Genomic DNA, 25,077 nt, shown 5'->3' with positions numbered 1-25,077 from the left:
ATTATTAATCGAATGATAGAATGTTTTTAAAAGAAGCTTTGGGTGTTTTTTAATCGATCTTAATTAACTAAATGACAATCCTCGATTTATTTGATATACTCGGAACCATTGCTTTTGCCATTTCGGGTGCTCTTGCTGCTATGAATAAACGCCTTGATATTTTCGGGGTGCTTATTTTAGCATTTGTGACAGCTGTTGGTGGAGGAACCTTAAGAGATGTTATGATTGGTTATGCTCCAGTGGCTTGGATGCGTAATTTTACCACCATTTCGATAATTCTTATTACCTATGTCGTTACCCTTTTTGCTAATTCACACATTCATCATTTAAAAAAGCTATTATTTTATTTTGATTCATTTGGATTAGGAGCCTTTACTGTAACGGGTATTGCTCAAGGGTTGGCTTACGGACTTCATCCGGTGCTGTGCATTGCTTTGGGAACTATGACTGGTGCTTTCGGTGGAGTTATCAGGGATATAATGCTCAATGAAATTCCTGTAGTGTTTAGAAAGGAAATTTATGCAACAGCATGTATTGCGGGGGGTAGTTTGTATTTTTTATTAAGATTTCTAAATATCGAAACACATTTGACCGAGGTTATTGCCGCCTTAACAGTAGTTGTGGTTCGGGTTGTTTCATTTCGGTTTAAACTATATCTGCCTAAGATTTATGATTATAAGGAAACTGAGTGAAATAGGTTGAAATGTTCTTTTTGTGTATTTTTTACACTAAGGTGTTTTTGTTTTAATATACATAATAAAACATTTAATAAATAATCATTTCATTAATTTTTTATCAATTTATTGTAAAATCATTAAAATTACTCAGAGAAACAGTTTGTCTCTCTGAGTAATTTTAACTACTTTCGGCTTCGAAAATTAAAATGGTAAGTGTGCGTGTGATTTGGGGGGTTATTACCTTGAAAAATCTATTTTGTACACATTACCCTAGTGTTTATTTAATAATTAAAATAACATGAGTTTAATCCTAGATGTTAAAGCAAGACAAATCCTCGATTCAAGAGGTAACCCTACTGTCGAAGTGGATGTGATTACCGAAAACGGAGTAGTGGGTCGGGCAGCAGTTCCATCCGGTGCTTCAACCGGTATGCACGAAGCAGTAGAGCTTCGTGATGATGATAAAAGCGTATACATGGGTAAAGGCGTTTTGAAAGCCGTTGCCAATGTGAACGATAATTTAGTCGATGCTTTACGCGGAATGGATGTTTTCGATCAAAACCTGATTGATAAGGCTATGATCGAAATCGATGGTTCTGAAAACAAAGGAAACTTAGGTGCAAATGCAGTTCTTGGTGTTTCTTTAGCGGTTGCTAAAGCTGCTGCTCAAGAGTCGCGTCAATCATTATATCGTTATATCGGTGGTGTTAATGCTAACACATTACCAATTCCAATGATGAACATCGTTAACGGTGGTGCTCATGCTGATAACAAAATTGATTACCAGGAATTTATGGTAATGCCAGTTGGTGCTGAGTCATTCTCTCATGCTTTGCGTATGGGTACCGAAGTTTTTCATCACTTAAAAAATGTGTTGAAGAAAAAAGGTTATTCGACTAACGTAGGTGATGAAGGGGGATTTGCTCCAAATATCGGATCAAACGAAGAGGCTATTGAAACTGTGTTGCAAGCTATCGAATCGGCAGGTTATAAAGCCGGTAGCGATGTTTACATTGCTATGGATGCTGCAAGTTCAGAAATGTACGATGAGAAAACTGGTTTGTATAGTTTTTATAAATCAAACCCTGATCGTAAAATGACCAGCGATGAAATGGTTGCTTACTGGGCCGAATGGGCTGCTAAATACCCAATTATCTCTATCGAAGACGGTTTAGCTGAAAATGATTGGGATGGATGGAAAAAATTAACTGAAAAATTAGGTGATAAAATCCAGTTAGTAGGTGACGATTTATTTGTTACCAACTCTAAATTCCTTCAAAAAGGAATTGATATGGGTGTTGCTAATTCAATTCTGGTTAAAGTAAACCAAATTGGTTCATTAACTGAAACCATTAATGCGGTTACTTTGGCTCAAAATAATGGCTATACCTCTGTAATGAGTCACCGTTCAGGCGAAACTGAAGATTATACCATCGCTGATTTAGCAGTTGCTTTAAACTGTGGACAAATCAAGACTGGTTCTGCTTCTCGTTCAGACCGGATCGCTAAGTACAACCAATTGCTTCGTATTGAAGAAGAATTAGGAAGTACTGCTCGTTTCTTAGGCAAAAACTTCAAGTTTGCTAAAAAATAGTTAAGAAAATACACTATAAGTAAGCGGGTCTGACTAATAATCAGACTCGCTTTTTTATTTGGCTAAAATTAACAGCCACATTTTGATGTAAATACTTTTTATATAGCTTTGGAGCAGGCAATTTCCCTAACCAAAGTTTCATATATGATTAAAGTTTTACGTGCTTCTTTTATTGTAATTGCGTTCATATTAGTTTGTTGTAACCGCGTTTCGGCACAAAATATTGTTGCTATTAACGATAGTGTTAATCAACATATTTTCATGTATAACGATATACAATTTCTTGAAGATGAAAGTGGGAAACTTGATATCAATACCATATCTTCAGTAGCATATTCGAATAAGTTTACATCCAGCAAGTTTCTCTTTCCGTATAATTTTAAACGTAATGCCACCTATTGGTACCGGATCCGCCTAAAAAACGATCTTTATTCTAATAAACGTTGGGTGTTTGAATTTTTCGATCAAACGATTGATTATATACAGTTTTACAAGCCATTGCCCAGCGGTGCTTATCATGCAGTTGAGTTTGGAGACCGGTTTAAGTTCCGAAAGCGCCATTATATCCATAAAAATTACGTAATGGATATTGATAATGGAGACAATCAGGTTCATACGTATTATTTCAAAATTAAGTCCGACCAAAAAGCGGATGCCCTTCTGGTGCTACGCTCCGTTAACTGGTTTGTAGAGTATGCATTAAATGAATACTTCTTTTTTGGCTTTTTTTACGGAATGATCGCAGTTTTCTGCTTTTATAACCTCATCATGTATTTCGCCATTAAGGAAGTGCAGTACCTGTACTATATAGCTTATTTATTGTCGATCGCAATGTATGAAATGTGTGCTGATGGGATTGCCTACGAATACCTATGGCCAAATTACCCCTATTGGAATCAGCATACAACGGGCTATACCTTATTTGCGGCTTCGTTTTTTGCGCTCTTGTTTGGTCGTAAGCTATTGAATTTAAAGAAGGTAGCGCCTAGGCTCGATAAACTTATCGTGGTGACCTTGGTACTTCGTTCCATCTTTTTCTTATACTGCCTCTTTTACTTTCATTCAGGTTTTGAAATGAGGGGAATTGAGGTGATTCCGCTGAGTATCGCTTTTTATGTAGGAGCCAGGCTTCGAATATCCGGATATAGACCGGCCAGGTTTTATGTTATTGCCTACTCTTTCCTCTTTTTTGGGCTTGTGGTTAAAAGTATATTAACTTTTTGGCCCAACTTTTTGCCTTACGGGCCAATTACCCACTATAGTTTAAGTTTCTGTTTTGTAGCCGAAATGATGTTCCTTTCAATAGCAATAGGAGATAAGGTTAGATTACTGAAAGAGCAAAAGGAAATCGCAACACAACGAACCATTAAGCAGTTGAAGCTAAATCACCAGCTGAAGGATTCCCTTAATCAAGAACTTGAGGCACAGGTAAAACTTAAAACCCAGGAACTGTTGAACGCCAATGAGCTATTGCGACATCAGGCCAATGAAATTGCGCATATGAACGACTTGTTGGCCAAAGATAATGTGCAGCTTAAAGAGGATGTTGCTAAAGTTACCCAGGCGAGAATCATGTCAAAAGATGTGGATTTTGAGGAGTTTAGTAAGATGTATCCTGATAATGACAGTTGCATAAAGTTCCTTGCCGACCTTAAATGGCAAAATGGCTATACCTGCTTAAAATGTAATCACGGTGGGTATTATAATGGGCATGGCTTGCTCAATAAGCGATGCGCTAAATGTGGTTATGAAGAGTCGGTTACCGCCAACACAATACTGCAAAACACGCGTATTCCAATTAATAAAGCCTTTTATATGATCTTCCTTATGTACTCTTCAAAGGGAAGCATTTCATCTCATAAACTTTCCGAGATTTTGGATATACGCCAAAGTACTTGTTGGGCTTATTCCTCGAAAATTAAAAAAGCGCTTCAGAGTAAAAAAGGAAAGAAAAATGGAGCAATCCATGGCTGGAGTGACTTGCTATTGGAAGAGGTGGAATAGATGGATCTTTTAACTCGATCTGCAACTTTAACCTGCTAAACTTCTTGGATTATTGCTCAATTGAGCCTTAACGCTGTCTTTATTAACGTTATAAGGGAGGGTAAACCTCTTTTGCAGGTATTGTCTTTTCTTTCGTTTTATCTAATACTGGATGCCTCTTCTCCATCTCAATGAATTAAAAGCCTGTTTGATCCATTGAATATTCTCTTGAACGCGTTTTTCGGTACTGCTGTAAGCTGATTATACCAAGATCTTTTTTAATAGTTTTATGCAAACGTTGGCATTGTAAGAAGAAAATTGACATTTTATCAAGCAAAGATTATTTTTTCTATTAGTTCTTAAAAAATATTATCAAGTTTAACTTATTGATTTATAGGTTATTTGCTGTTTTATGTTTTATGGTAGAAATGCGTATCAGAAAAAAAAAAAACATGTTTTTTTTATTGTTTTTAGCCACAAAATCAATGCATAACAGTCTTAAACCTCATGGTAACAAAGCGTATCATAGTGTATATAATACACTGTTAATTAATAAGTTGTATTGTTTTTCTTGTTTGGTGATATATATTTGAATCGACCGATTTAAATTAATTTTTTATTAACCAATTTATTGTTCGATAACAAATTCAACCAATTATGAGAAAACATGTACTTGTTTTTTTGGCGTTGCTGATGTTGTGTACAACACACCTCCTCGCCCAAGAATTAGTCGTTAAAGGTAAAGTAATAGACGCACAGAGTCTTCCTTTAACCGGCGTTACTGTATCTATTAAAGGGAGCAGTAAAGGTACCTCTACAGACGTAGATGGTAATTATTCAATTTCCGTACCTAGTAACGGAACACTCGTATTTAATTTTATTGGGTACAAACCTGTTGAAAGAGCCGTAGCGGGTAAAACTTCTATTTCTGTTCAATTACAGGAAGATGTGGCAGCCTTAGAAGAAGTGGTTGTTGTAGGTTACGGTACCCAGAAAAAAGGGTTAGTAACTGGCGCGATCTCTCAGGTTAAAGCTGAAGATTTAAAAACCACTTCAATCAGCCGTATCGACCAGGCTTTACAAGGTCGTACCGCTGGTGTTACCGTGTTACCTCAGTCGGGTTCTCCTGGTTCTCCAGTAAGTATTCGTATTCGTGGTGCTGGTTCAAACCAAAATTCTCAACCATTGTATATTATCGATGGTATGAGAGCTGGTGGTATCGAGTATTTAGATCCATCAGAGATCGAGTCAACTGAAATATTGAAAGACGCTGCTTCTGCTGCTATTTACGGTGCTGAAGGTGCGAACGGGGTTGTTCTTATTACTACAAAATCGGGTAGCAAAAAGAAAGAAACCAGCAGTATTGATTACTCGTTTCAAATCGGTCAACAATCTATTGGCAACATCATGCCATTAATGAATGCTCAACAGTATACACAATACTTAAAAGAGTCAGGTTACGGTGATTTACCTACAGACGCAGAAGTTAAAGCTGCGGGCGAGGGTACCAACTGGAAAGATGCCTTATTTCAAAATGCACCTCAACAACGTCATGCATTAACCCTTAGTGGTGGCTCAGAAAAATCAAGCTATTTGGTTGGTCTTAGCTATTTCAACCAAAAAGGGGTTGCAGGTGGTGATAAAGCTGATTTTAAACGTTACACAGTTCGTTTAAATACAGATAATAAAGTAAAAGACTGGTTAAATATCGGTGAGCGTTTGTCGTATTCAAACTTTGCAACCACCGGTCTTGCTGAGAACAGTGAGTTTCGTTCGGTTATATCAAGTGCTTTAGCATTGGATCCAATTACTCCTGTTACTTATCCTTCAGGTAGCACACTTCCTGCTCACGTTACTACTGCACTTGCAAGTGGTCTTCCATTAGTTAAGGATAAAAATGGTAACTACTACGGAATGTCAAGATTTGTACAAGGGGAGTATGGAAACCCATTGGGATTGATTGATGTTACAGAAACATCGACAATTCAGAATAAAATTGTAGGTAACGTTTATGCAGATATTGATATTGTTAAAGGATTGAAATTTACCACCCGTTTTGGTGTTGATGCTGCATTTGTTAAAACTCACAACTGGAGTCCTCTATTTTATTTCACAGATGTTAACCGTAACTCAACCCTGAGTGGTGGTGATACCCAAAACAACTGGTTTAATTGGCAATGGGAAAACTTTGCTACCTACCAAAAAGCATTCGGTAGTCATTCATTAACTGCAATGGCTGGTATGTCGGCTTACAAGGCGAATTTCAATAATATGGCGAGCAGTTATGCCGAATTCTTCAGACAAGGTGAGAAATATGCTTATCCTGATTTTTCACCTGATACACAAGATAAAATAGCGGGTCAATATAATACTTCTACTTTAGCGTCTTATTTTGGACGTGTTGGATATGATTATAAAGGCAAGTATTTATTGAACGGTTCGATCAGAGCTGACGGTTCATCAAGATTAGCACCTGGTCATCAGTGGGGTTATTTCCCTGCAGTTTCAGGCGGATGGGTAATGTCAAGTGAAGATTTCTTCCCTGAAAGTGTAGCGAAAGTGATGAATTACACCAAGCTTCGTGCAAGCTGGGGTCAAAATGGTAGTTTGGCAAATATAGGTGTTGGTACCTGGGCTGCAGGTATTTCTACTGCCGGTATTCAAATTCCTAACTCCGATCCTGCTAATCCAGCAAACATAATTGGAGCTGCTCCAAGTAATCTTCCAAACCCACTACTTACATGGGAAACCAGTGAGCAGTTAGATATTGGTGCTGAGTTCGGTTTCTTAAATAATAGCATATTCTTAGAAGTTGATTGGTACAAAAAAACAACTAAAGATCTATTAACTCCAGGTGTGGTTCCTGATTATGTTGGTAACGTACTTACAGTTGTAAATGGTGGTGACGTTGAGAATAATGGTTGGGAGTTTGGATTAACTTACAAAAGCAATACAACGAAAGCATTTAAGTATTCTGTTAGTGGTAACTTAAGCTTGATGAAAAATAAAGTTACCTACATGAATCCTTTCCTTAACACCATTAACGGTGCTGGTATAGGTACTGGTTATACTGCAACAATGTTCTCTTTGAACAAGCCTTTATGGTACTTTAACGGATATAAAACTGCAGGTATCTTCCAAAATCAAGCACAAATCGACAAGTACATAGCTGATAATAAATTAACCGGTTATGCTCCTAAACCAGGCGATCCTATTATTGTTAACTCAAATGGCGATACTCAAATCAGTTCAGGTGACCATACAATGATTGGAGATCCAAATCCTGATTTTACTTACGGTTTAACCTTGAACATGAGCTACAAAGGATTTGATTTCTTATGTTTCTTACAGGGACAAGGTGGTAACGACGTAATGATGGGCTTTAACCGTACTGACCGTCCTTCAGCTAATAAACCTGAATTCTTCTTCAAAGATCGTTGGACCGGTGATGGAAGTACAAACACTTGGTTTGCTTCAAATACTAATAATGACTTCATTTATCAAAGTGATTTAATGGTATTTAAAGGTGATTTCATGCGTATTCGTCAGTTACAATTGGGTTATACTTTCCCAAGCAAAATGATGAACACTGTTAAAGTGAAGAGCTTACGTCTTTACTGTTCACTGGATAACTACTTCACCTTTACAAATTATAAAGGTTTTGATCCAGAAGGTGGCTCAAATGCTAATGCAGCAAACAGTGTGGGTATTGACAGAGGTGTTTACCCTACTCCTAGAATGATAACAGGTGGACTTGCTGTTACCTTTTAATTAAAAAGGTTTTTGAATTATGTTGATTTACACAACGTATAACTTTTAATCATTTTAAAGATGAAACTATCAATTGTTAAGAATATACTATTATGCACTGCTCTGGTAACCGTTGCCAGTAGTTGTGGAAAAAGTTTCCTGGAGCAAGATGTTCCTGGAAAGCTACCTGTGGATGAGTACTATAAAACCGATGCAGATGCCCAGTTGGCTATTACTGCGGTATATGATATGAATAGCGCTGACTATTTTACTGCTTGGGGTAGTCGTTTGTTGATAAAAACAATGCCTTCAGATGAGAGCGCAGCAGGAGGTAGTGGCCCGGGTGATCAACCTGGCTACCAGGCTTTGGATAAATTAGCTCAGCTCGATCCAACTAATGGAAATATGGAAATTGCATGGAGAACAATGTATTTCACTATTTACAGAGCTAATCTTGTTATCAATAATGTTAAACCTGAGACTGATTTACGTAAACGTATCGTTGCTGAGGCAAAAGCATTAAGAGCCTATAACTATTTAGACTTAGTATCGCTTTGGGGTGATGTTCCATTGATTTTAACCGAGGTTAAACCTGAAGACTATAAGAAAGGGGTAAGGGCTCCTAAAGCAGAGGTTTATGCTCAAATTGAGAAAGATTTAACAGAAGCTATTCCTGATCTTCCTTTAAAATCGGCATATGCTGTTGCTGAAAGATATAGGGTGTCTAAAGGTGCTGCTCAAGCGTTGTTAGGTAAAGCATTGTTATATCAAGAGAAATGGGCTGCAGCAGCAACTCAGTTTGAAAATGTTATTACTTCGAAAGTATACGGTCTTGAATCATCAATTGGCGCTACTTTCTCAACATATGGAGAGTTTGGTAAAGAGTCTATCTTTGAGACCTCATTTTCAAATGCTGAAAAATACACTTGGGGTAACTTCCCATGGGGTAATCAGCCTGAAAGTAATATTCACGTTCAGTTAATGGGTCCAAGAGAGGGTTCATATGTTAAAGCGCCTACTGATTCATTAAATAATGGATGGGGTTTTAACTTACCTACCAAGAAAATGTATGATGCTTTCGAAGCTGGTGATGAGCGTAAAAAATATTCAGTTATGTCACTTGCTGAATTGAAAGCAGCCGGAGGAGACTTTACAAATCAGGCTACCTGGGATTACACAGGTTATTGGCAGCGTAAATATGGTACTTTCGAAAAAGCGACAGGACCTGGTGGAGATAGTCCACTTAACTATACTACCAATTGGCGTTTAATTCGTTATGCTGATGTATTGTTAATGGCTGCTGAAGCTTACTACAGAGCTGGTAACGAGGGTAAAGCTCAAGGATATTTGAACGATGTGAGAAATCGTTCAGAGTTGGGATCGATCACTCCAACTGGAAACGCATTGTTCTTAGCTATCGTTCACGAGCGTCAGGTTGAGTTAGCCTTTGAAGGTTTCCGTTACATTGACCTTGTTCGTTGGGGAATGGCTAAAACAGAGCTTGCTCCATATGGCTACGTTGATGGTAAACATAATGTGTTGCCAATTCCTATTACTGATGTAAGAACTGGTGGTTTAACTCAAAATAACTACTAATAACTAAATTTTTCTAATCGGTTTACAGTTTACGGGCTGTAAACCGATTAATTTATCCTCTTCGCTTCACACAACCAATATGAAATTTAATAAAGTATCATTAACGCTGCTGTTAGCAGCTGCAGTTTGCTCTGGTGCTTATGCCCAAACTAAAAAAACAAAAGGCACTCCTGCACAAACGGCTGCTACTCCTTTAACTTCTGCCGATATTGAGAAGAAGATTGACGAGTTGCTGGCTAAAATGTCGTTGGAAGATAAAGTAGGGCAGATGACTCAAATTAGTATCGAGATTTTGCTCAAAACTGAAAGCGGTAAAGTGGTAGAGCCTCATCAGCTTGATCTTGATAAACTTAGTGAATGTATTCGCACCCATAAAGTAGGATCTATCCTTAATGTTGGTGGCGATGCACAAACGGTTGCAAATTGGCAGGGCGTTATTGAAACCATACAGAAAATGGCGCTTGAGTCACCTAATAAAATTCCGGTTTTATATGGTATCGATGCCATTCATGGTAATAACTATACCGCCAACTCGGTGCTGTTCCCTCAACAAATTGCACAGGCTGCCTCTTTTAACCCGCAAATGGTGAGGAAAGCTGCGGAGATAACCGCTTACGAAACAAGAGCTTCGTTTACTCCATGGACTTTCAGTCCTGTGTTAGATTTAGGGCGCAATCAGGTATGGCCACGTATTTGGGAAACCTTTGGTGAAGATCCTTACCTGGTAGCTGAAATGGGTAAAGCTATGGTAAAGGGTTTTCAAGGAGAGAGCCTGGTGACAGATAAATTTCATGTTGCTGCCTGTTTAAAACATTATATGGGTTACAGCATGCCGCTAAGTGGTCATGATCGTACACCAGCATGGATTCCGGAACGCGAATTACGTGAATATTTTTTACCACAGTTTGCTGAAGCTGTAAAGGCTGGCGCGAAAACAGTGATGGTAAATAGCGGTGAAATTAACGGTGTACCTGTACATGCCAACAAACATATATTAACAGATATCTTAAAAGGCGAACTTAACTTCAAAGGTTTTGCAGTAAGCGATTGGCAGGATATTGAGTATTTATACCAACGTCATCATGTGGCGAAAGACAATAAAGAGGCGGTAATGATGGCCATTAATGCCGGTATTGATATGAGCATGGTGCCAACCGATTATACCTTTTGTGATGCATTAATTGAATTGGCTAAAGAAGGTAAGGTGCCAATGAGCCGTATCGACGATGCTGTAAGACGTGTATTAAGAGTGAAATTTGAAGTTGATTTATTCAATAATCCAACCGGAAACGCTAAAGATTACCTTGCGTTTAACAGTGCGGATCATTCAAAAGTTAACTATGATGTTGCTGCCGAATGTGTTGCTTTATTAAAGAACAACAATAATATTCTTCCATTAGCTTCAACTGCTAAGATTTTGGTTACTGGTCCTGCTGCAAAATCAATGCGTGCCTTAAACGGAGGATGGAGTCGTAACTGGCAAGGTTTAAACAGCGATGTTACCGAAGCAGATAAGAATAACATTTTCGAGGGTCTTCAAAAAACTTTCGGTGCCGCCAATATTGATTACAGCGAAGGTGCATCCTTTACTGATGCCACAAGCATTAGCGAAGCTGTTGCCAAAGCAGCAAAAGCTGATGTGATTGTATTATGTATTGGTGAAAATAGCTATACTGAGACACCTGGTAATATTGGTGACCTTGATATTTCAAAATCACAAATTGAATTGGCGAAAGCCCTTGCTGCTACCGGAAAACCAATTGTATTTGTGTTAACCGAAGGACGTCCGCGTGTACTGGCAGAAATTGAACCGTTAAGCTCTGCTGTGGTTCATGCATTCTTGTTAGGAAACGAAGGTGGTAATGTAATTGCCGATGTGTTGGCAGGTAAAATTAATCCAAGCGGAAAACTGCCTTATACATATCCTCGTAGTTCAAACAGCCTTCACAACTATTACCATAAAACCACTGAAACATTGCCTTTCGATGAGTGGGCAGGATACAACCCTCAGTGGGAGTTTGGTTATGGTTTAAGCTATACAACATTTAAGTATGCAAACTTAAAAGTTAGCAATAACCAAATTGCCGAAAACGGAAAAATTACAGTTTCTGTTGAAGTGACCAATACTGGCAAAGTTGCCGGAAAAGAATCAGTGTTATTGTTTGCTAAAGATTTAGTGGCCTCAATTACTCCTGAAGCAAAACGTTTAAGAGGATTTGAAAAAGTGGCACTTCAGCCAGGCGAAACTAAAACTGTTTCGTTTGAAATTGACAGAGAACGACTATCATTCATCAATAATGATCTGAAACGTGTAACTGAACCTGGTGAATTTATGATTCAGATCGGTGATCAAAAAACCTCCATTTCAGTTTTAGAAGGTACTACAAGTAGTGATTAATTGAATTGGTTAGTGGCGCTTTGGGTAGTAACTCAAAGCCCACTTTTTTGTTTTTACGCTAACTTTCCTTCCTTACTTTACTCATCTTCTTAAATCCCTCCATCAATCTATAGCTATTACCTATTATGTTCGTATCGATTTTAAATAGAACGGCTCTATAACTTTTGAAAATATTGATAGAACTAAAGTTTGGGTTTAGCTTAATAATAATAACTTTGCTAATACAGTACTCATCAACATTATTGATAAAGACCTCAACTGTGGTTGTGTCCATTAGACGACAATAATTACCCAGTATTAATTGAATAATAACTATGTTGTATTTATAGACAACGCCGGGCTTTAGGTTCGGCGTTTGTCGTTTTATATATTTTTTAATCAGGCTTAATCATTAGTTTTAGTCAACTTTTACCCTATCCCTATTTATTAAAGAAAACAGTCCATTTATGAAGAAAACAATTGTACTAAAATTAAAAAAACAGGTTCTTTAAAAAGGAAGTAGACAAATAAGAAATTTAGAGAGCAGCATTGGTATTCTGATGCTGCTTTTTTATGCCCAAAAAAGCTTTATAAGAAACAGGGTGGCGATAATGTAGACGGTGATACTTATTTGTGAAGCCTTGCCTGTGAAAAGCTTAATAAATACAAATGAGATCATTCCGAAAACTATACCTTCGGCAATGCTGTAGGTAAAAGGCATCATTACCATGGTCATAAAGGCAGGAATTGCTTCTGTAAAATCGGAGAAATTTATGGCTGCAATTGACGAGACCATGAATAAGCCCACAATGATCAGGGCCGGAGCTGTAGCCGAAGAAGGAACCATAAGAAATACCGGGGCAAAAAATAAAGCAATTACAAACATTCCACTGGTGCTCAATGCAGTAAGCCCTGTACGCCCACCGGCGGCTACCCCGGATGCACTTTCGACATAGGCAGTAACGGTACTTGTTCCTAATACAGCTCCTACTGTTGTTCCAAATGCATCGGCAAATAATGCCTGTTTAACTTTAGGGAAGTTTCCGTTTGCATCTATTAACCCAGCTTTAGCAGCCACTCCCAATAGCGTTCCAACGGTATCAAAGAGATTAACAAACAAAAAAGTTAAAACCACCACCAGCATGTCTGTTGTTAAAATCTCATTCCAATTAAATTTTGCAAAAATGGGTTCCAGTGACGGTGGAAGGCTAACCCAATGCTCCTGAGGTAAATGAGTAACCCCCAAAGGGATACCGACTAATGCGGCTATAATAATTCCAATTAAAATAGCTGATTTTACGTTGAGGGCCACCAACACTCCGGTGAGTAGTAATCCTATTAAGCCTACTATAACATTCGGGTTGTGCATGTCGCCCAGTGTTACCAGCGTATCAGGGTTTGAGGCCACCAGCCCGGCATTATGTAAACCAATAAAGGTGATAAACAATCCAATACCTACAGGAATGGCATCTTTTAAGGTCTTAGGAATGCTATTGATGATAAGTTCACGGACATTAAAAAAGGTCAGCACTAAGAAAACGAGTCCTTCAATAAAAACAGCAGTAATGGCCATTTGCCATTTATACCCCATAATTTGTACCACGGTAAACGCAAAGAAGGCATTCAGGCCCATGCCTGGTGCGGCAGCAATGGGTAAATTGGCCAAAAATGCCATGGTTACCGTTGCCACAATTGTTGCTAGGGCAGTAGCCGTAAAAAGAGCCTGCTTGTCCATGCCTGTAGTTCCCAAAATGGCGGGATTAACCGCCAAAATGTAGGCCATGGTCATAAAGGTGGTAATTCCGGCAAGAATTTCAGTTTTAACAGTAGTGTTATGTGCCGAAAGCTGAAAGAGTTTTTCAAACATACATAGATTCTGGTATGTTGAATTTAATGAAAATAGACGAATAAAGTTAGAAGTACAAAGTACGAAGTACGATTTAAGATTTTAGATTGATGAAGTGTTGCGAGGTAGGAAGTTAAAAGTACTTCTACCTTTATTTAGTTCCAAAGTTATGCCAGGCCGGATCTTTGGGTAATGGAGCTACAATTTCCATCGGTTCTTTTTTAATAGGGTGCTCAAAAATAATCTTTCGGGCATGGAGATTAATGCTCCAGTCGGGGTTTGACCGTTGGAAACCATATTTCCGATCTCCTTTGATCGGGCTTCCTATATTCGATAGCTGGACCCTAATTTGATGGTGTCTGCCTGTTACAGGATTAACCTCCAGTAAGAAATATGAATCCGATCGACCAATGATCTTATAGCTCAACTCACAACGCAGGCTTCCTTCTATTTCTTTGTCGTACGCTTTTGAGGTATTTGTTTGAGGGTTTTTCTTTAAATAATTAATTAAGGTGTCTTCGGTTTTGGGTGGCTGATTTTTTACAATTGCCCAATAGGTTTTGTGAATATCACGTCCTTTAAAAAGCTTGTTGAAACGTTCAAGGGCTTTGCTGGTTTTGGCAAATAGGATCACCCCGCTAACTGGTCGGTCCAGTCGATGGATCAAGCCGGCAAAAGCGGCACCAGGCTTGTTGTAAGTGTGTTTTATATAATCTTTTACAAAGTCAATCAATGGCTTGTCGCCCGACTCGTCTGACTGCACAGCAATGCCTGCCGGCTTATTTATAGCCAGCAAGTGGTTGTCTTCATAAAGTACCTCAATATCTTTGTAAGAGTAGGTGTCTGCTAATCCCTTTCCCATAACTTAAAGTTAAAAGTTAGAAGAAGAAAGTACAATGCCGAAATTACTTTGTACTTCTAAACTTGTAATTTTTAATATTGCTCTTTCTTATTTGGGAAATCAGAACTTTTTACGTCGGCAATGTATTGTTTAACAGCTCCGCCAATTTCCTCAAATAAATTCAGGTATTGTCGTAAGAAACGTGGTTTAAAACCTTTGGTGATGCCAAGCATATCATTAACCACTAAAACTTGTCCGTCAACGTCTGGTCCGGCACCAATACCAATAGTTGGTATTTTTACTAAAGAGGTAGCTTCTTTGGCTAGTTTCGCCGGGATTTTTTCTAATACAGCAGCAAAACATCCTGCTTTTTCCAAAAGTTGAATATCGCTGAGTAATTTATTGGCTTCAGCTTCTTCTTTAGCCCTAACAGTATAGGTTCCGAACTTATAGATCGACTGTGGGGTTAAGCCCAAGTGTCCCATAACAGGTATGCCGGCAGAGATAATGCGTTCTATTGATTCTTTTACTTCTAAGCCACCTTCAAGTTTAACAGCATGCGCACCTGATTCTTTCATTATACGAATAGCTGATGCCAGTGCTTCCTTCGAATTTCCCTGGTAGGAACCAAAGGGCAGATCCACAACTACCAATGCACGTTTTGTTCCCCTAACAACTGAGGCGGCATGATAGATCATCTGATCAAGGGTAATTGGCAATGTAGTTTCATGTCCAGCCATTACATTCGAGGCCGAATCACCCACCAAAAGAACATCTATGCCCGCCGAATCCAGTATTACCGCTGTAGAAAAGTCATAAGCAGTTAGCATGGATATCTTCTCTCCATTCAGCTTCATTTCCTGAACGGTGTTGGTAGTAATTCTACGGATTTCGGTATTGACTGACATTTTGTGGAATTTTGAATAAAAGCAGGCGAAAATACCTGATTTTTTCTACCTTTGCAACTTAATGAGCACGTTCGAGAAAATCCCTGCTGTACTGTTGCTCGAAGATGGTACAGTTTTCCACGGAAAAGCAGCCGGTAAGATTGGAACTACCACCGGCGAGATTTGTTTTAACACCGGAATGACCGGTTATCAAGAAATTTTCACAGATCCTTCTTATTATCGGCAGATCATGGTAACAACCAATGCACATATTGGTAACTATGGTATCAGTGACAATGAAGTTGAATCTGACTCGGTAAAAATTGCCGGATTGGTTTGTAAAAATTTTACGTCGAATTACTCACGTAAAATGGCTGACGAATCAATTCAGGAATACTATCTGAATGAAAATGTTGTGGCGATCAGCAATGTGGATACCCGCCAGTTGGTTCGTCATATTCGTGATAAAGGTGCAATGAACGGAATTATTTCTTCTGAAACTCTTGATATCGAAGAGTTGAAAAAGAAATTGAAAGAAGTTCCTTCTATGGAAGGTTTAGAGCTTTCTTCGGAAGTAAGTACCAAAGAGCCTTATTTCTATGGTGATCCGGAAGCTTCATTCCGTGTAGCTGTTCTTGATTTAGGGGTAAAGAAAAATATCCTGCGCAATTTCGATGAACGTGGTGTTTACTGTAAAGTATTCCCTGCAAAAACTACGTTTGCCGAAATGGAACAATGGAATCCTCATGGTTATTTCATTTCCAACGGTCCGGGCGATCCGGGAGCAATGCCTTACGGAGTTGAAACCGTTAAGCAAATTATTGCTGCCGAAAAACCAATGTTCGGTATTTGCTTAGGTCACCAAATGCTGGCGCAAGCAAATGGCATTTCAACCTACAAAATGAAAAACGGTCACCGCGGTTTAAATCACCCGGTTAAAAATGTGATCAAAAATCATTGTGAGGTAACTTCTCAGAATCATGGTTTTGCTGTGAAACCTGAAGAGGTGAAAGCATCAGATAAAGTAGAAATTACGCACGTAAACTTAAACGATGGTACCATTGAAGGAATCAGAGTTAAAGGAAAGAAAGCATTTTCTGTTCAATATCACCCAGAGTCTTCTCCAGGTCCGCATGATTCACGTTATTTATTCGATGATTTTGTGTCGATGTTGAAATAGACCATAGTCAATAGACCATGGTCCACTGGATTATGGTCTATTGTTTTAATTTTTCAACCATTTCTTCTACCACTTTCGGGCTGTTGCCTACAAAGATCTTTTCTCCCGAAATTACTACCGGACGTTTTAGGAAAGTATATTCCTGAAGGATCAATTCTTTATAATCATTCTCAGTCAGATTTTTTTCGTGTAAACCCATTGGTCTGAACTTTTGCGAGCGGCGACTGAATAAGGCCTCGTAAGAGCCAGCCAGCTTCATCATTGCTTCAAGTTCTGCTGCTGAAATTTGCTCTGTTTTAATGTCCTGCTTTTCAAACTTAATTCCTGCTTCTTCAGCTTGTTTTATGATCTTACTACAGGTACTGCAGGTTGATAAATGAAATATTTTGCTCATGGAAGTTAAATGAATAAGCTGCGAAATTACAAATTACAAACTGTTTTCATTCGTTCTTCCTTCTGCCGCCGCATTAGCATTTTGCAGTGTTGCATGGCCAATGTCATCAAGGGCGTTTTTGGTAAAGAAGGCTTGATGCCCTGAAATAAGAACGTTCGGAAAAGTTAAGAGACGTGCAAAAATATCATCTTGTATGATCTTATCTGATAGATTTTTGAAAAACAGCTCAGCTTCTTCTTCGTAAACATCTATTGCCAATGATCCAATTTTGCCAGATTTTAAACCGTCGATTATATCTTTTGTATTTATCAATTGCCCACGGCTGGTATTAATGATCATTACATCCTGTTTCATTAAAGCAATAGCATCCTCATTAATAATATGGCGGTTTTCAGGAGTTAAAGGACAGTGCAAGCTAATGATATCTGATTCGGCAAAGAGCTGATTCAGGTCAGTATAAGTAACGCCTGAGCGTAAGCAGTCTTCATTTTGAAACAGGTCATAGGCCAAAATCCTGCAACCAAAACCTCGTAATATATCGGTAAACACTTTGCCTATTTTGCCTGTGCCAATAACGCCCACCGTTTTCTTATGTAAATCGAAGCCCATCAGCCCCTCTAGCTCAAAGTTGCCCCGCTTAATACGATTATAAGATTTATACACTTTTCGGTTTAGGGCTAAAATTAAAGTCATGGCATATTCCGCAACTGAATAGGGGGAATAATAGCTTACCCGGTAAACCAAAATGTTGTTTTTTCTGGCTGCTTCAAGATCTACATTGTTGTAACCGGTGCATCGTAGAAAGATAGCTTTTATGCCGTAATCGGCCAATTGGGCTATGATAGATGCGTTTAAACCATCGTTTACAAATATGCAAACCGCATCAAATCCTTTGGCCAGCACAGCATATTTGTCATCTAGTTCGGGTTCGAAAAATTCGAGTTTATGCTGATACTGCTCATTCAATGCATTGAAAATATCAATGTCGTATTGACGGCTAGAAAAGAAAGCGATTTTCATACGAGAGCGTTTAATTGAAAATCCCTGTATTGATTTAACTATTATCCGTGGTAAGCCAGTAGAGGCACATTCACATGTTCGGCTAATTTTTTAGTGATACTTGGGTTGAAGAACTTTTCTAATAGCGTACGCTTGTGTGTGACCATAACTAACAAGTCTGTATTGTTTTTCTTTGAGTATTCACTAATTCCTTCAGAAACAGAATGAGCCGAAAACGTTTCAATTTTGCACTTGTGACTGGCTGAGCTAAGGTTCAGCTTATTGATCAGTGATTCTTCTTGCTTATCATTGGTGGTGATTTTTAATATGGTTGTTTCGGCATTAATACTATCCGAGAAATCAATAATTCGTTCAATATACGGCAGTTCTTCACCATGAAATTGTGTTGCGTAAACAATTTTTTTAATAGGTTTATCAGGGTTGGCCAGCGATGGTACCACCAGTACCGGGCAGCTAGCTCGTTCTATTATTGAAGAAGCATTGCTTCCCAAAAGCTTATCAACCAAATCGGCTACTCCTTTGGTTCCCATGATAATTAAGTTGATATTGCCTTGAGTGAGTTCATCCAGAATTTCGCTTTCAATCAAAAAACCACGACGGGTAACGCTTTCAACCTCAATGCCCGCACTCTCTATCTCTTTCTGTAGTGCTTCATTATGCTCTTTGGCTTCTTTTTCCTGCGTAGTTAATACCTCATCAATAATCTCAGGAGGCATATTCGGGTCAACCATTGTTTGCACAATATGCAGGAGTTTTATTCTATAGTTATGATTTACAGCCAGGTTTTTGGCAAACATTAAAGCGTTATTAGCAGATTTAGAAAAATCGGTAGGAACTAAAATAGTTTTCATTTTTAAGGTTTTGATATGATTAAAAATAGATAAACTCCATGCTGTAAAATATGATTATGGTCATGCACGTGCCTGGTAACAGTTAGCTGTTATCCAAACTATTTCATACAATATAAAATTTACAACATTAATTTACAGATAAACTGTTGAATTTGGTAGAGTACCTGTTTTCAGTAAGGTGATTTATATCAAACAGAAAAAATAGGACTATTTATCCTTTTTCTCGTCCTCTTCAGGAACAATGACGAAAATATCTTCATTGTCTCTTTTCATCAGGTATTTTTCGCGGGCAAATTTTTCGAGTTGGGCAGGGTCGGTCGAAAGTTCTTTAACATCTTTCTTTACCTTAATAATCTCCTCTTTATAGTAATCCTGATCTTTTCGGATCTGCGAAAGTTTTTGGCGGTATTCGTATTGAGAAATAAAATCATTGCGGTCTAAAAACAGCATCCATACAAAAAATAATATCAGTGCTAAATAATATTTGTTTTTAATGATGGATAGTGCTTTTTGCATGGTGTTGAGTCTCAAAGTATTAATAATTGCTTTTGATGCAATTAAATTCTCTCAAATTTAATGAAAGGAAGTTAAAGTGCAATGGAGATTTAACTTCTTTTAAGCTTTTCTATTTTAAAGCAAAATGAAGACTATTCAAACTTTTCAAGTACATATTTATTCCATAGTTGTGTTGCATAGGTTTTGAAACTTTCGGGAGCATTATTAAAAGATACATCGAAAACCATTTTATCTCCTGCGTAATCAGTTTGTGAATATTTAACTTTTGATTCGCCTCTAACGATGTATTTTTTCGAGCCTTCGTGCATTATTATTTTCATTGTACTCGGGCTTACATCGCCACGGCAGGCAACCCGATAGATAAGCCAAATTTCGGCAACGCCATCATTGTTTAAATCAGTGATGCTGGTCGAGTTTTTAACAAAGTTAGCCAAAACATCAACCTCACACTCCTTCACATAATCCTGAATTTTCCAATCCAATTTTAAGCTATCAGTAGTTAGATAGTGATAAGCATATAAATATTGTTCCCGATAATTATAGTCATCGTTGGTTTTCCATTGTTCACCGGTTTCGGTAAGCAACAAAGTGTTTTTACCAGATTTATCGGTCCATTCAATTCCTTCAATAAATTTTCCTTTGTATTTTATGTATGCAGGTATTTTGGTTGCATTGATTTTTACAGGCTTTAATTGTGCGAATGAAGCAGTTGAGAGTATACTTAGATAAAATAGTAGTGCAATAACGTTTTTCATGAGAGGCTGGCTGTTAAGAAAAAGAGGCTGAACAACTAAATGTGCAACCTCTTTTATAAATTGAAATCCAATTTCTGTGGGTGAATTTCCGAAAATTTACTTCGCTAATTTAGCTTTCAAGTTTTCGTCAATTGCTGCTAAGAAATCTTCAGTATATAAGTATTGATCAGGAGTAACATTGTTACCGTAGATACAAACTGCTAAGTCTTTGGTCATTTTACCCGACTCAACCGTTTCAACACAAACTTGCTCTAGTGCCTGGCAGAAATCAACCAAGGCTTGGTTACCGTCTAATTTACCACGGAACTCTAAACCGCGAGTCCAGGCGAAAATAGATGCAATTGGGTTAGTTGAAGTACGTTTACCTTTTTGGTGTTCGCGGTAGTGACGGGTTACAGTACCGTGAGCAGCTTCAGCTTCCATAGTTTTGCCATCAGGAGTAACTAAAGTTGAAGTCATTAAACCTAATGAACCAAAGCCTTGAGCAACTGTATCTGACTGTACGTCGCCATCATAGTTTTTACAAGCCCAAACAAAGTTACCGTTCCATTTCAAAGCAGAAGCAACCATGTCGTCAATCAGGCGGTGCTCATAAGTGATGCCTAATTTGTCCATTTCAGCTTTGAATTCACCTTGGTAAATTTCTTCGAAAATATCTTTGAAACGACCATCATATTTCTTCAAAATGGTGTTTTTTGTAGAAAGGTATAAAGGCCATTTTTTCATGATCGCCTGGTTAAAGCATGAACGTGCAAAACCACGGATCGACTCATCAGTATTATACATTGCTAAGGCAACGCCATCACCTTTGTAGTTGTAAACTTCATGCTCAATTACCTCACCGTTTTCACCTTCAAACTTGATCGTTAATTTACCTTTTCCTTTAGTAACGAAATCAGTAGCGCGGTATTGATCACCAAATGCGTGACGACCAACACAGATAGGAGCAGTCCAGTTAGGAACTAAACGAGGAACGTTATCACAAACAATTGGCTCACGGAAAACAGTACCATCTAAGATATTACGGATGGTGCCGTTTGGTGATTTCCACATCTGTTTCAGTTTGAATTCTTCAACGCGTTGCTCATCAGGAGTAATGGTGGCACATTTGATACCAACGTTGTATTTTTTAATAGCTTCAGCTGCGTCAATAGTCACTTGGTCATTGGTAGCATCACGATGCTCAATACCTAAGTCATAATATTTAATATCAAGATCTAAATAAGGGAGAATCAATTTGTCCTTGATAAATTTCCAGATAATACGGGTCATTTCGTCGCCGTCCAATTCAACTACAGGGTTGGCAACTTTAATTTTTTCTATTGACATAATGTGAATTTTATGAAGTTTTTCAAATCGAGCCCAAATTTATAAAAATACATGGATGTGAATAGGCTAAAATTAGAGAATTTGAAAATAGTACGAGCTGACTCAAATGCCGCCTAACGTAAAGAGTTCGAGAATTATAACTTGTGCAGAAAAGAATTTGAAAACATGTTTTGCCAGTCGGTTATTTTTCTAATTTTGGGGCCAATACTAAAATTTTATTAGCTGTAATTAGCATAAACTTATGAAGAAAACAAGAAGTATGCTTCGCATTTATGGGGCTTTGATTGTACTCGCCACCACCTTAATATTATCCTGTAAAAAAGACGATCCAAAGCCAAATCAATATCAAGAGGTGAACAACTGGATTGATGATAATATGCGGTATTTGTATTACTGGACCGATAAAATCCCTTCAAAAACAGATAAGAATTTAGACCCTGAAAAATATTTCGAGTCGTTGCTTTATAAAACCGAAGACCGCTTTTCATGGATCCAGGAAAGTGCCAGCGACTTACAAAATTCTTTAAATGGCGTTACCAAATCTGTTGGTTTTGAGTTGAAATTGTATACCACCGGTGTAGGTTCTAATATCATTGGTCATATAATGTACGTTCTGCCTAGCTCACCGGCTGCAAAAGCTGGGTTGAAGAGGGGAGATATAATTTCAAAGGTAAACGGAACACAACTTAATACTTCTAATTATTACGATCTGCTTTTTGGATTGGAATCTTTTAGCGTAACAACATCAACTCTTTCAAACGGATTATTTGTAGATAAAGAAACCAAAAGCCTGGTTGCCCTTGAAATTGAAGAAGATCCGGTGTTTCTCGATTCGGTTTATACATTCAACAATAAAAAGGTAGGTTATTTTGTTTATAATCAGTTTGTGGCCGATCCGGGTAATGACACCAAAAAGTACGATAAGAAAATGGATGAAGTTTTTGGAAGATTTAAATCAAAGGGGGTTACTGATCTGGTACTAGATCTTCGATTTAACACCGGAGGATTGGTTACTTCATCAACCTTGTTAGCCAGCTTAATTGTTAAAGATCTTGATGCCAGCAAAGTTTTTTATAAGAAACAATACAATGCGCAGGTAACAAAAGAGATTTTGAACGATCCATCTCTTGGTGCCGATTTTTTACTGGGTAAGTTTATCGCAAAAGCCAATAACATCGGTAACAGTATTAATAAACTTTATGTGTTAACCGGTAATCATACTGCCTCAGCCAGCGAATTGCTAATAAACGGACTTAAACCATATATGACAGTTGTGCTAATTGGCGCGAAAACGTACGGTAAAAATGTGGGTTCAATAACTGTGACAGACGAAACCGGAAAAATTAAATGGGGAATGCAGCCAATTGTTACTAAAAGCTTCAACTCGTTGGGTAAATCAGATTATAGTACTGGTTTTGTTCCAGATATTGAAGATTTAGATAATCGACTTGATTTAAAACCACTCGGTGATATTAATGAAGTGCTGCTTAATAAGGCATTGGTTCAAATCACAGGCAATGTTGTTACCAGTGCAAAAGCTACTGAATCGGCTAGAACGTTGTCGGCTTTCAATTTAAAAGAAATTGCTTTCTCAATTGACAGAAAACCGATGGCATTTAAGTCATTACATGATGATTATCCAAAGCTTAAGCGATTAATGCGATAGCTTTTAAATATAATTTAAAAAGACGGCCGAAATGTGAAAACTTTTCGGCCATCTTTTTTATCTTTAGAATTCCATCTTAAAAATCAATTTCTTCATTATGAATATCAATTCTAAGCTATTGCTGCTTTTCGGTTATTTACTGCTTAATTTTTCAGCGGTTGCACAAACAAATGCCGACCGTTATCCTATAATACCCTTACCCCAAACGCTGATTGCTAAAAAAGGGGAGTTTGTAATAAATGCGTCTACCAAAATTGTACTGAATAATAAGGATGAGCAGCTTAAAAAAGCCGTTGATTTTTTGGTCGGATTGGTGAAAAATTCAACTGGTTATCAATTGGAATTGGGTGGAAATGTGCCCAAAAACGCATTGGTGTTTACCCTTGATCCGGGGATGAAAAATGAAGAGGAATACCGGATATCGATTTCTAAAAGCATAGTTGATGTTCGAGCTAAAACCGCTGCTGGTATATTCAGGGCTGTTCAAACACTGCGTCAGTTATTGCCTCCACAAATTGAAGAAAAGCAACAGGTTTCATCTGTGAAATGGAGCATTCCATGTGCAGTTATTCAGGATGTGCCGCGTTTTGATTATCGTGGAGTGCATTTGGATGTTTGCCGCCACACATTTCCCGTTGAGTTTATCAAAAAATACATCGACCTGTTGGCGCTGTTTAAATTCAATACTTTCCACTGGCACTTAACCGATGATCAGGGCTGGAGAATTGAGATTAAGAAGTATCCGAAATTAACCTCTATGGGATCCTGGAGAAAAGAAACTGCAGTAGGCAAAACCACTACGGGCACGCCAATTATGGACCGGAAATACGATTGTAATACTTACGAAGGTTTTTATACTCAAGAAGAAGTTAAAGAAATAGTAAAATATGCTCAAGATCGTTTTATAAATGTTATCCCAGAAATTGAAATGCCCGGGCATGCATTGGCTGCTTTAACGGCATATCCAGAGTTGGGATGTACACAAGGCCCATATGAAGTTGCAACCCGTTGGGGTGTATTTAACGATGTGTTTTGTCCGCGAGATACTACCTTTAAATTTCTTGAAAATGTGTTAACAGAGGTAATGGACTTGTTCCCGAGCAAATACATTCATATTGGTGGTGATGAATGTCCGAAGCTTCGTTGGAAAAACTGCTACCATTGTCAAACATTGATAAAAGAGAAAGGATTAAAAGATGAGCATGAATTGCAAAGCTATTTTATTCAACGAATGGAGAAGTTTATCAATTCGAAAGGTCGTCGGATAATTGGTTGGGACGAAATATTGGAAGGTGGATTAGCTCCTGATGCTACAGTAATGTCATGGAGAGGGATAGAAGGCGGTATAGCAGCGGCTAAACAACATCATGATGTAATAATGACTCCGGGAGGCTTTTGTTATCTTGATCATTATCAGTCTAAGTCAGAAAATGAACCTTTAGCAATAGGCGGATTTATACCGGTTGAAAAAGTATATTCTTACGATCCGGTTCCTGATTCTTTAACACCAGAAGAGGCAAATTATATTAAAGGGGCTCAGGCAAATCTCTGGACAGAATACATTACCACTCCTGAACATGCAGAGTACATGGTGTTTCCGAGAGCTATTGCGCTGGCAGAAGTGGTATGGTCATCAAAAAACAAGAAGAATTATAATGATTTTTTAGCAAGGTTTAAAAAGCAGGCTTTACGACTGGATGAATTGAAAGTCAATTATGCAAAGCATATTTTATCAGGCGATAAATAATTTTCGGGAATTGTGTTAAACAAAAACGCCCGTTAAAAACGGGCGTTTTTGTTATCGATATAAAATAG

Annotated in this window: 18 protein-coding genes; 9 read left to right on the top strand and 9 right to left on the bottom strand. The window is 38.0% G+C overall.

Annotated features, from left to right (window positions below; genetic code table 11):
- The first annotated feature begins 71 nt into the window (after positions 1-71).
- The 6 genes from C3K47_RS03865 to C3K47_RS03840 all read left to right on the top strand — a co-directional run bounded on the left by C3K47_RS03865 (position 72) and on the right by C3K47_RS03840 (position 11,998).
- Positions 72-692 carry a trimeric intracellular cation channel family protein gene (locus tag C3K47_RS03865; protein ID WP_103787799.1) on the top strand — a complete coding sequence of 207 codons (621 nt, stop codon included), beginning with the start codon at positions 72-74 and terminating at the stop codon, positions 690-692.
- Between the two features lie 283 nt (positions 693-975).
- A complete protein-coding gene (gene eno, locus C3K47_RS03860) occupies positions 976-2,271 on the top strand; it encodes a phosphopyruvate hydratase (RefSeq protein ID WP_103787798.1) in 1,296 nt (431 codons plus the stop codon).
- A gap of 144 nt (positions 2,272-2,415) precedes the next feature.
- A complete protein-coding gene (locus C3K47_RS03855) occupies positions 2,416-4,275 on the top strand; it encodes a 7TMR-DISM family protein (RefSeq protein ID WP_103787797.1) in 1,860 nt (619 codons plus the stop codon).
- A 636-nt stretch (positions 4,276-4,911) separates the two neighbouring features.
- Complete coding sequence (locus C3K47_RS03850) at positions 4,912-8,025, top strand: SusC/RagA family TonB-linked outer membrane protein (RefSeq protein WP_103787796.1); 3,114 nt, start codon at positions 4,912-4,914, stop codon at positions 8,023-8,025.
- Between the two features lie 60 nt (positions 8,026-8,085).
- On the top strand, positions 8,086-9,600 hold the full coding sequence (locus C3K47_RS03845; RefSeq protein WP_103787795.1) for a RagB/SusD family nutrient uptake outer membrane protein: 1,515 nt from the start codon (positions 8,086-8,088) through the stop codon (positions 9,598-9,600).
- Positions 9,601-9,679: 79 nt separating this feature from the next.
- The gene (locus C3K47_RS03840) at positions 9,680-11,998 is read left to right on the top strand and encodes a glycoside hydrolase family 3 N-terminal domain-containing protein (RefSeq protein WP_103787794.1); all 2,319 of its coding nucleotides are present in this window, start codon (positions 9,680-9,682) and stop codon (positions 11,996-11,998) included.
- A gap of 550 nt (positions 11,999-12,548) precedes the next feature.
- Here C3K47_RS03840 and C3K47_RS03830 read toward each other — a convergent pair.
- The 3 genes from C3K47_RS03830 to panB form a co-directional block, all read right to left on the bottom strand.
- Positions 12,549-13,844: an NCS2 family permease gene (locus C3K47_RS03830; protein WP_103787792.1), complete on the bottom strand. Its 1,296-nt coding sequence runs from the start codon at positions 13,842-13,844 to the stop codon at positions 12,549-12,551.
- A gap of 130 nt (positions 13,845-13,974) precedes the next feature.
- Complete coding sequence (locus tag C3K47_RS03825) at positions 13,975-14,685, bottom strand: RluA family pseudouridine synthase (protein WP_103787791.1); 711 nt, start codon at positions 14,683-14,685, stop codon at positions 13,975-13,977.
- 71 nt (positions 14,686-14,756) lie between these two features.
- Positions 14,757-15,572 carry a 3-methyl-2-oxobutanoate hydroxymethyltransferase gene (gene panB, locus C3K47_RS03820; protein ID WP_103787790.1) on the bottom strand — a complete coding sequence of 272 codons (816 nt, stop codon included), beginning with the start codon at positions 15,570-15,572 and terminating at the stop codon, positions 14,757-14,759.
- A gap of 61 nt (positions 15,573-15,633) precedes the next feature.
- Here panB and carA point away from each other — a divergent pair, with 61 nt between their 5' ends.
- Positions 15,634-16,731 carry a glutamine-hydrolyzing carbamoyl-phosphate synthase small subunit gene (gene carA, locus C3K47_RS03815; RefSeq protein ID WP_103787789.1) on the top strand — a complete coding sequence of 366 codons (1,098 nt, stop codon included), beginning with the start codon at positions 15,634-15,636 and terminating at the stop codon, positions 16,729-16,731.
- 37 nt (positions 16,732-16,768) lie between these two features.
- Here the strand turns inward: carA and C3K47_RS03810 are convergent, their stop codons facing one another.
- From C3K47_RS03810 to C3K47_RS03785, 6 genes are all read right to left on the bottom strand, one after another.
- Complete coding sequence (locus C3K47_RS03810; RefSeq protein ID WP_103787788.1) at positions 16,769-17,125, bottom strand: arsenate reductase family protein; 357 nt, start codon at positions 17,123-17,125, stop codon at positions 16,769-16,771.
- A gap of 33 nt (positions 17,126-17,158) precedes the next feature.
- The gene (locus C3K47_RS03805) at positions 17,159-18,145 is read right to left on the bottom strand and encodes a 2-hydroxyacid dehydrogenase (RefSeq protein WP_103787787.1); all 987 of its coding nucleotides are present in this window, start codon (positions 18,143-18,145) and stop codon (positions 17,159-17,161) included.
- Positions 18,146-18,186: 41 nt separating this feature from the next.
- Entirely contained in the window at positions 18,187-18,996 is an 810-nt protein-coding gene (locus tag C3K47_RS03800) for a universal stress protein (protein WP_103787786.1), read from the bottom strand.
- A 207-nt stretch (positions 18,997-19,203) separates the two neighbouring features.
- Complete coding sequence (locus C3K47_RS03795; protein ID WP_103787785.1) at positions 19,204-19,512, bottom strand: FtsB family cell division protein; 309 nt, start codon at positions 19,510-19,512, stop codon at positions 19,204-19,206.
- A 131-nt stretch (positions 19,513-19,643) separates the two neighbouring features.
- Positions 19,644-20,267 (bottom strand): M949_RS01915 family surface polysaccharide biosynthesis protein, encoded by a 624-nt coding sequence (locus C3K47_RS03790; protein WP_103787784.1) that lies wholly within the window; start codon positions 20,265-20,267, stop codon positions 19,644-19,646.
- Positions 20,268-20,363: 96 nt separating this feature from the next.
- The gene (locus tag C3K47_RS03785) at positions 20,364-21,596 is read right to left on the bottom strand and encodes an NADP-dependent isocitrate dehydrogenase (RefSeq protein ID WP_103787783.1); all 1,233 of its coding nucleotides are present in this window, start codon (positions 21,594-21,596) and stop codon (positions 20,364-20,366) included.
- 241 nt (positions 21,597-21,837) lie between these two features.
- Between C3K47_RS03785 and C3K47_RS03780 the strand changes: the two genes are divergently transcribed.
- A complete protein-coding gene (locus C3K47_RS03780; RefSeq protein WP_103787782.1) occupies positions 21,838-23,262 on the top strand; it encodes a S41 family peptidase in 1,425 nt (474 codons plus the stop codon).
- Between the two features lie 97 nt (positions 23,263-23,359).
- Positions 23,360-25,009: a beta-N-acetylhexosaminidase gene (locus C3K47_RS03775; protein ID WP_103787781.1), complete on the top strand. Its 1,650-nt coding sequence runs from the start codon at positions 23,360-23,362 to the stop codon at positions 25,007-25,009.
- The last annotated feature ends 68 nt before the right edge of the window (positions 25,010-25,077 follow it).

Origin of the sequence: Solitalea longa, assembly GCF_002920915.1 — a bacterium.
Lineage (GTDB): Bacteria > Bacteroidota > Bacteroidia > Sphingobacteriales > Sphingobacteriaceae > Solitalea > Solitalea longa.
This window is presented reverse-complemented; position numbering and strand designations above follow the sequence as displayed.